We start from the raw sequence: 6,534 nt of genomic DNA on the forward strand, positions 1-6,534 counted from the left end.
CGGGCGTCGGGCGAGGAGGTCACCGAGACCCACGTCCCGGCCGCCGCCCGGAGCGCGGCCCCACGGAGCGCCCCGCAGTCCGCGCCGGTGGAGTCCCTGCTCAGCGAGGCCCCCACCGCCTACATCGACGGCAACCGGGCCCCCTCGGGATCGGCCGTCTTCGGCGGTGCCCGGGCCGAGGTGCACGCGGACGTCCCGGAGGTCGGCGGCCGCGCGCCGCGGCAGGCGCTGTTGCAGGTCAAGCGGTTCGACCCCTGGTCGGTTCTCAAGCTCGCCCTGGTGCTGGCCGTGGTCCTGTTCTTCATCTGGCTGGTCGCGGTCGGCGTGCTCTACGGCGTGCTCGACGGCATGGGCGTGTGGGACCGGCTGAACGGCACCTACGCGGACCTCGTCTCCGGCGGGGACCAGGGCGGCGGCGGCTCGCTGATCAGCGCGGGCAGCGTGTTCGGCTTCGCCGCCGTGATCGGCGCGATCAACAGCCTGCTGTTCGCGGTCGCCATGACGGTGGGGGCCTTCGTCTACAACGTCTCGGCGGACCTCGTCGGCGGCGTCGAGGTCACGCTCTCCGAGCGAGACTGACCCCCCGCGAGAGCGGCGTGCAGGGTCCTGTAAAGTTCTGCACGCCGCAGGGGCCTATAGCTCAGTTGGTTAGAGCGCATCACTGATAATGATGAGGTCGCTGGTTCAACTCCAGCTAGGCCCACTCCCTCGGCGTCCGTGAAGGTGATCGACGTGAAGAAGATCCTCGCTCTGGTCGTCGCAGCAGGCGCCGCGATCCTCGTGCTCCTGAAGCTCAAGGCCCGCCCGGCAGCCGACCCGTGGCACGAGGCCACCACCAGGTAACCTGTGCCCCACGGGGACGTAGCTCAATTGGCAGAGCACCGCCTTTGCAAGGCGGGGGTTAGGGGTTCGATTCCCCTCGTCTCCACCACCGCTCACCAGCAGATTCGCTGAGGAGCCTGCTCGCGCACCGGCCGAGTGTTGCCAATCGTGTAGCCACAGCACCTCTCAGTCCTCCCCGAAGGCCCGGTCCATTGCGTCCGCGGCGGTGTGGAGCTGGCCGTCGAGCACGTGGGCGTAGGTGTCCATCGTGAGCCGGAACGTCGAGTGCCCAAGCACCTCCATCACCGTCCGCAGGTCGACGCCCTCGGCGATGAGGTACGTCCCGCATGCGTGGCGGAGGTCGTGGAGATGCAGCCAGTCGAGCCCGGCCTCGTGCCGGATCTGGACGAAGCGCCGGCTCAGGTTCCGGGGCTCTGTGGGTGTGCCGATCTGCGAGGCGAACACCCAGCCCTGGTCCTGCCACGCCGAGCCGGCGGCGAGCCGCTCCTTGGCCTGCCGGATGCGCTGCCGCTCGAACGCACGGACGGCACTCTGCGACAGCCGGATGCGACGAGCCGACCTGCGCGTCTTCGGCTCGGCCACACGCAGCTGACCCCCCGATCGTTGAATCGTCGTCCGGACGACGAGAAAGCGATCCTCTAGGTCGACGTCGGTCCAGCGGAGCCCGAGCAGCTCCCCGCGCCGTAGCCCGAGCAGGACAGCCAGCCGGAACACCTCGCCGAACCGGTCCCCCTCGGCGGCCGCGAACAGCTGCCGGATCTCCTCAGTCGTCGGAACCCGTCGCTCCGCCGCCGCGCTGCTCGGGAGCTTGATCGACTTCGCCACGTTCCGGCTGACGAGCTCGAACCGCACGGCGTCCGACAGCGCGGCCCGCAACACGGCGTGGATCTTCGCGACGCCGCCGGGGGAGGAGGTCTCGCCCTTCGCGGTCAGGAAGCGTTGGACGTCTCGCACCGTCAGCTTGTCCACGCGGATGTTCCCGAGCGCCGGCACGAGGTCCAGGCGGACGACGAGCCGATAGCGGTCGAGCGTCGAGGGCCGCGTCCCGTCCTTCGCCTTGATGTCGTTCAGCCACTCGTCGAGCCACTCCGCGAGCGTCCGAGGCTTGGCCGCGAGGTCGACGCCGTCCTCCTGGGCGCGGTGCAGCTCTTTGAGTTTCGCGGCGACCTCGGCCCGCGTCTTGCCGTAGACCGCCCTACGGCGACGTTTGCCGTTCTCCCAGCCGAGATCCAGCATCGCGACCCACTTGCCGTCCGCGCGGCGGTAGATCGAGCCCTCCCCGCTTCCGCGGCGCCGCCCGGTCACGCGGCCTCACCGACCATCTGCCGGATGAACTCCTCGACGGCCGACACGGGCACGCGCCGGAGCCGCCCGATCTTGATCGACTGGAGCTGGCCCGCGTAGATCAGCTCGTAGACGCGCGTCCGGCCGATGTGCAGGACCTCGGCGACCTCCTCGGCCGTCAACAGCTGCCGTTCCATCTACGCCACCTCCCCTCGGGTCTCGGTTGCCGGAAGTTCTGCGCGTGCTCGTTCGTACTGCTCGCGCCATCGCCGGCGTTCGGAGATCGAGCGCATGAGCAGCTCGACGCGGTCGGGTTGGTCGGGGTCGGTGGGTCGGATCGGTGTCCAGACGTACCGGTCGCCGGGGTCGTCCTCGGTGGCCTGGCGCGGGGTGATCCCGACGGCGCCGAGGGCGCGGAGGACGTGGTCGCGGCGGTCGGTGCGGTGCTCGGTGAGGTTCTTGCCGGACCACTTGCGGGAGACCAGGCAACGGCGCCCGGCGTAGCCGAGGTGTTCGGGCTTGTGGGCCTTGCCCTTGCAGCGGCCGGGGATCAGTCCGGCCTTGGCGCCCTCGGGCTGCACGCCGTAGAGCAGCCAGTTCGCGCAGCGTTCGGAGCAGGGCTCGTAGCGCAGGGCCTGGACGAACCGTTCGACGTGCACGGCCTGGCGGTCGGTCTCGGCGGTGTGGCACTCGTCGATGGACTTGGTCAGGTACTTCACGAGGTAGCCGAGGCACTCGCCGGCCTTGTCGCTGTCGCCGAGCACGCCCTGGACGTCGACCTGTGTTCCGAGCCGGACGACGTGGGCGGGTGGGAGGTCGGGGTCGTCGTCGATGTCGTCGAGGGCCTCGTCGAACGTGCGCAGCGGCTCACCCGTGGTTGGGTCGACGTAGCAGGGCTCGGGGCGGGTCTCGTCCCAGATCGGCAGGGCGTCGGCGGAGTAGACGGGCTGGTCGTGCTGGGGCCACCACACCTGGTGGTAGGTCGCGGCGGCGACCTGTCGGAGCAGCGCCCGCGGGATGGTGCCGCGGATAGCGGCGTGCAGGTGTGGTGCCCCGCGGCGCTGGGGTTCGACGGTGGCGAAGTACTGCACGTTCCACCCGCACGCGCGTCGGAGGTTCTGCCAGAACCGGTCGATCAGCAGCCCGAAGTGGATCGCGTCGCGGGCGGCGCGGCGGTAGTCGTAGCGGTTCGGGTCGACCGGTGTCCCGTCGCCATGGACGCGGCCGTAGGAGGGCATCGTGAGCGTCAGGAACGTCGAGGGCTGAAAGGTGCGCCCGTCCTTGCCCTCGAACGTCCGGCCGGTGGTGCGGGCCGAGACCCGCCGCCGAGGGAGATCCGGGACGTCCTGACGTCGGCGGGTGGAACGCACGCGGCGGCGGGGCTTGTCGTCGTCGGGATGGCGACGCGGGAGGCTGCCGCGGATGCCTTCGCCGCGGAGCAGGGTCTCGCAGTCGTCGATGGCGCGGTCCAGCTCGATCACCTGATGTCGGTCATCGGCCTCGAGCGCGGCGGCGCGGGCGGCCTCGAGGTCGGCCCGGTACCCGATCAGCGCCATCTGTTCCTGCGTGGGCTCGGCGGTCTGGATCCGGGGTTCCTCGGTGAGGTGCCAGCCCTCGCGTGCCTGCCAGACCCGCAGCTTCCGCGCCCGGTCCGCGCAGGAGGGGCACTTGGAGGCGCGGGTCGTCCCGCACGGAATGGGCACGACAGTGGTGGCGCCGGTGGTGGTGTCGGTGCGGCGCACGGCCAGGGGGCGCACGCAGGCGCCGACCTCAGTGGCCATGGTCTCGGCGAGCTGGCGGGCGAGCGGCGCGACCAGCTTGCCCACCGGCACCGGGGCCTCGATCTCGTTCACGCTGCCTCCCGGTTCCAGGACTTCGGCGCAGTGGCCGGTGGAGCTTCGGCTCGGATGGCGGCGAGGCGACGACGGATGCGCAGCTCCCGCCGGACGAGCGCGACGACGATCCACAGCGCCCCAACGCCGAGCAGAACAAGGCCCACGGTGTTGAACCAGAACTCGACGGTCGGGACGACGGCGGCGACCCCGGCGGCGAGCGTGACGACGGTGACCACGACGTGGATCAGCGTCGCCTCAGAGGAGCGGTGCAGCCCCATCATTCCTCACCCCCGCGCAGCTCGGCCGCGTACGACGCGATGGCGGTGATGGTGGAATCGTCGAGGTAGGCGCAGCGGATCCGACGCGGGAGACCACCCTCGGCGAGCAGCCATCCGACGCCGCGATCGGCCGTGTCGATGAGCGAGGCGTCCGCGCCGCGGGCGGCCCAGCCGTGCCCGAGGACGATGTCGGAGCTGGTCTCGGTGGTGCACCGGAACGCCAGCCGGTACCCGAACAGGTCTCGCAGGCTGGTGGGGATGATGTCGTGGGAGGGCCGCTGGGTGGCGGCGACGGTGATGATCCCGGCGGCGCGGCCGCGGGCGACGACGTCACGCAGCAGCATCGCGAAGGCGTCGCGTTGTTTGCGGTCGCCGGTGGTGGCCGAGTAGTAGGCGACCTCGTCGACGACCAGGACGATCAGCGGCTCCCCGCCGGGGGCGATCTTCCGGGCGCCGGCGGCGTCGAGGTCGTCGTAGCGGCGGTCCATCTCGACCTGCAGAGCGGCGAGGGTGTCGAGGGCCTCGGCGATGTCCGCGCCGACGAACCGGTCTGCGCAGGAGCGCCACAGGCCGAGCTCGACGCGCTTGCCGTCCATCAGCCACAGCCGACAGTCCAGCGACAGAGCGGCGTGGGCGACGATGTTGTTCAGCCCGCCGGACTTGCCCGAGCCGGGCTCTCCGGCCAGCAGGATGTTCCGGTAGGCGAGCCCGATCCGCACGGGCGTCGTGTTCTCGTCGATGCCCAGCGCGACCGGGTCGAACATCGACAGCCCGCCCGGAGTCGGCGCAGGGCGCGGGGTGAAGCGGGACAGGACGCTCATGGTTCAGGCCCCTTCCAGAACGGGCACGGGCGCAGGAACGACGTGCGGGATCGGTGAGACCACGGCCGGGCCGGACGAGAGCGGGTCGCGGCGCACGACGTCGACGACCACCAGCGCCGTCATCGAGCGGCGAGCCTCCGCACGGGCAGCCCGGCCCCAGCAGCCCGACGCGATGTAGTCGAGGTTGCGTTCGATGTCGCCCAGCTCGATCCCGGCGCGCAGGACCAGCCAGACCCGCTCACCCACGGCGGTGGGGCGCGCCCAGACGATGACGGGCAGGTTCCCGGTGTAGTTCATGACCCGGCGCTCGACGAACACCGCGCGCAGCCGGTGCCTCGACATCACCGCCCACCCGCGACGGACGACGAATCGGCGAGACCGCGGCACTGTGAACATGGCTCCGACGAGCAGCGCGATCACGAGGGCGGACAGCAGCAGCCCGCCGACGGTGGCCGGCCCGGTGTCGTCCGGGGTGTCGGGTGGGCCGGTGATCAGCTCTCCGAAGGCCGTGGTGACCGGCCAGCCGTCGACCAGGCCGGTGAGCCAGAGCCAGGCGAGCAGCAGGACGGCGGCGGTGGTGATCTCGGCGCGCAGCCGCAGCACGAGCCCGGAGATCCGGGCCGGGAGGGAGCGCTGGGGGCGGGTGAAGACCTCGAACGGCTCGACCCGGTTGTTCCGGGTGTCGCTCGGGCGGACGATCATGCGGCGGGACATCAAAGGTACCTCCTTGCCGGGACGAGACCGGCGGTCAGTCGGGCACAGCAGTGGTGGCGGTGGGTGGCGGTGCGTCGGGCGATCTGCCGGTCACACAGGGCGCAGTGCTCCGGGTACATCCTGCTGACCCAGAAGGTCGGCGACGAGGCGACCGGGCTGCGCGGGCTGGCCGTCTCCATGCCGGTCGCGGGCGTGGCGGCCACGGTCTTCCTGTCCGTCACGGATCCCGCGGTGTTCGGTGTGCTCGACCTGCACCTGGTGCTCGTGGGGCTCGGGCTCGCGGTGCTGCTGCCGGTGGTGCCGTTCAGCCTGGAGATGCTCGCGCTGCGCAGGCTCACCACCGCCGCCTTCGGCACCCTGATGGCGCTCGAGCCGGCGATCGCGCTGGTCGTGGGCCTGCTGGCGCTGGGCCAGGTGCCGGGCCCGAGTGCGGTCGTGGGGATCGGGTTCGTGGTCGCGGCGGGCGTGGGGGCGGAGCGGTCCGGTGCGCGCGTGGGGGTCCCGGACGCGGCGGAACCGGCGCTGCGCTGAGGCCCGGTGTCCGACTCGTGCGGCTGAGGTGTCCGACTCGCGCGTCGAGAGTGGGGGACTCGCGGGGTGGTGTCCGGCTCGCTTCGAGGGGGCGTCCGTGGCGCAGGGCATCATCGCCCGGTAACCCGGTGGACGACCGGGGTTCGGCCGGGCTCGCCAGGCTGGCCGCATGACCGTCGTGCTGCGTGAGTTCCTCCGCGACCCGCTCCGGATGGCGTCCGTGGCGCC

General features: G+C 71.5%; 9 protein-coding genes and 2 tRNA genes. 5 read left to right on the plus strand and 6 right to left on the minus strand.

Features of this window, described 5'->3' with window-relative positions:
• The 4 genes from H5J29_RS16925 to H5J29_RS16935 all read left to right on the plus strand — a co-directional run.
• The coding region (locus H5J29_RS16925; protein ID WP_181781922.1) for a DUF3566 domain-containing protein at positions 1-579 on the plus strand (579 nt) is incomplete at its 5' end.
• 50 nt (positions 580-629) lie between these two features.
• Positions 630-703 (plus strand) — tRNA-Ile (locus H5J29_RS16930).
• Between the two features lie 29 nt (positions 704-732).
• A complete protein-coding gene (locus H5J29_RS34375; protein ID WP_220187524.1) occupies positions 733-843 on the plus strand; it encodes a DLW-39 family protein in 111 nt (36 codons plus the stop codon).
• A 12-nt stretch (positions 844-855) separates the two neighbouring features.
• Positions 856-931: transfer RNA gene (locus H5J29_RS16935), tRNA-Ala, on the plus strand.
• Between the two features lie 77 nt (positions 932-1,008).
• Here the strand turns inward: H5J29_RS16935 and H5J29_RS16940 are convergent.
• From H5J29_RS16940 to H5J29_RS16965, 6 genes are read right to left on the minus strand one after another with little or no spacing between them, the layout of a single operon-like run.
• Positions 1,009-2,148 (minus strand): tyrosine-type recombinase/integrase, encoded by a 1,140-nt coding sequence (locus tag H5J29_RS16940; protein ID WP_220187525.1) that lies wholly within the window; start codon positions 2,146-2,148, stop codon positions 1,009-1,011.
• The gene (locus H5J29_RS16945; RefSeq protein WP_181781923.1) at positions 2,145-2,324 is read right to left on the minus strand and encodes a helix-turn-helix domain-containing protein; all 180 of its coding nucleotides are present in this window, start codon (positions 2,322-2,324) and stop codon (positions 2,145-2,147) included. The genes H5J29_RS16940 and H5J29_RS16945 overlap by 4 nt, the downstream gene beginning before the upstream one ends.
• Positions 2,325-3,980, minus strand: coding sequence for a replication initiator (locus H5J29_RS16950; protein WP_312858272.1), 1,656 nt, complete (start codon positions 3,978-3,980; stop codon positions 2,325-2,327). It abuts the gene before it with no gap.
• On the minus strand, positions 3,977-4,240 hold the full coding sequence (locus tag H5J29_RS16955) for a hypothetical protein (RefSeq protein WP_181781924.1): 264 nt from the start codon (positions 4,238-4,240) through the stop codon (positions 3,977-3,979). Before H5J29_RS16955 ends, H5J29_RS16950 begins: the two co-directional genes overlap by 4 nt.
• The gene (locus tag H5J29_RS16960) at positions 4,240-5,061 is read right to left on the minus strand and encodes an FtsK/SpoIIIE domain-containing protein (RefSeq protein WP_181781925.1); all 822 of its coding nucleotides are present in this window, start codon (positions 5,059-5,061) and stop codon (positions 4,240-4,242) included. The genes H5J29_RS16955 and H5J29_RS16960 overlap by 1 nt, the downstream gene beginning before the upstream one ends.
• Positions 5,062-5,064: 3 nt before the next feature.
• On the minus strand, positions 5,065-5,775 hold the full coding sequence (locus H5J29_RS16965) for a hypothetical protein (protein ID WP_181781929.1): 711 nt from the start codon (positions 5,773-5,775) through the stop codon (positions 5,065-5,067).
• Positions 5,776-5,838: 63 nt separating this feature from the next.
• Between H5J29_RS16965 and H5J29_RS35130 the strand changes: the two genes are divergently transcribed.
• The gene (locus tag H5J29_RS35130) at positions 5,839-6,306 is read left to right on the plus strand and encodes an EamA family transporter (RefSeq protein ID WP_312858273.1); all 468 of its coding nucleotides are present in this window, start codon (positions 5,839-5,841) and stop codon (positions 6,304-6,306) included.
• Positions 6,307-6,534 lie beyond the last annotated feature (228 nt).

This window comes from Pseudonocardia pini, assembly GCF_013870575.1.
Classification (GTDB): Bacteria; Actinomycetota; Actinomycetes; order Mycobacteriales; family Pseudonocardiaceae; genus Pseudonocardia; species Pseudonocardia pini.

Bases quoted from the DNA above. Each gene is read 5' to 3' on its own strand.
- H5J29_RS16945 (WP_181781923.1), bottom strand. From the start codon at position 2,324: ATGGAACGGCAGCTGTTGACGGCCGAGGAGGTCGCCGAGGTCCTGCAC.
- H5J29_RS16955 (WP_181781924.1), bottom strand. From the start codon at position 4,240: ATGGGGCTGCACCGCTCCTCTGAGGCGACGCTGATCCACGTCGTGGTC.
- H5J29_RS16960 (WP_181781925.1), bottom strand. From the start codon at position 5,061: ATGAGCGTCCTGTCCCGCTTCACCCCGCGCCCTGCGCCGACTCCGGGC.
- H5J29_RS16965 (WP_181781929.1), bottom strand. From the start codon at position 5,775: ATGTCCCGCCGCATGATCGTCCGCCCGAGCGACACCCGGAACAACCGG.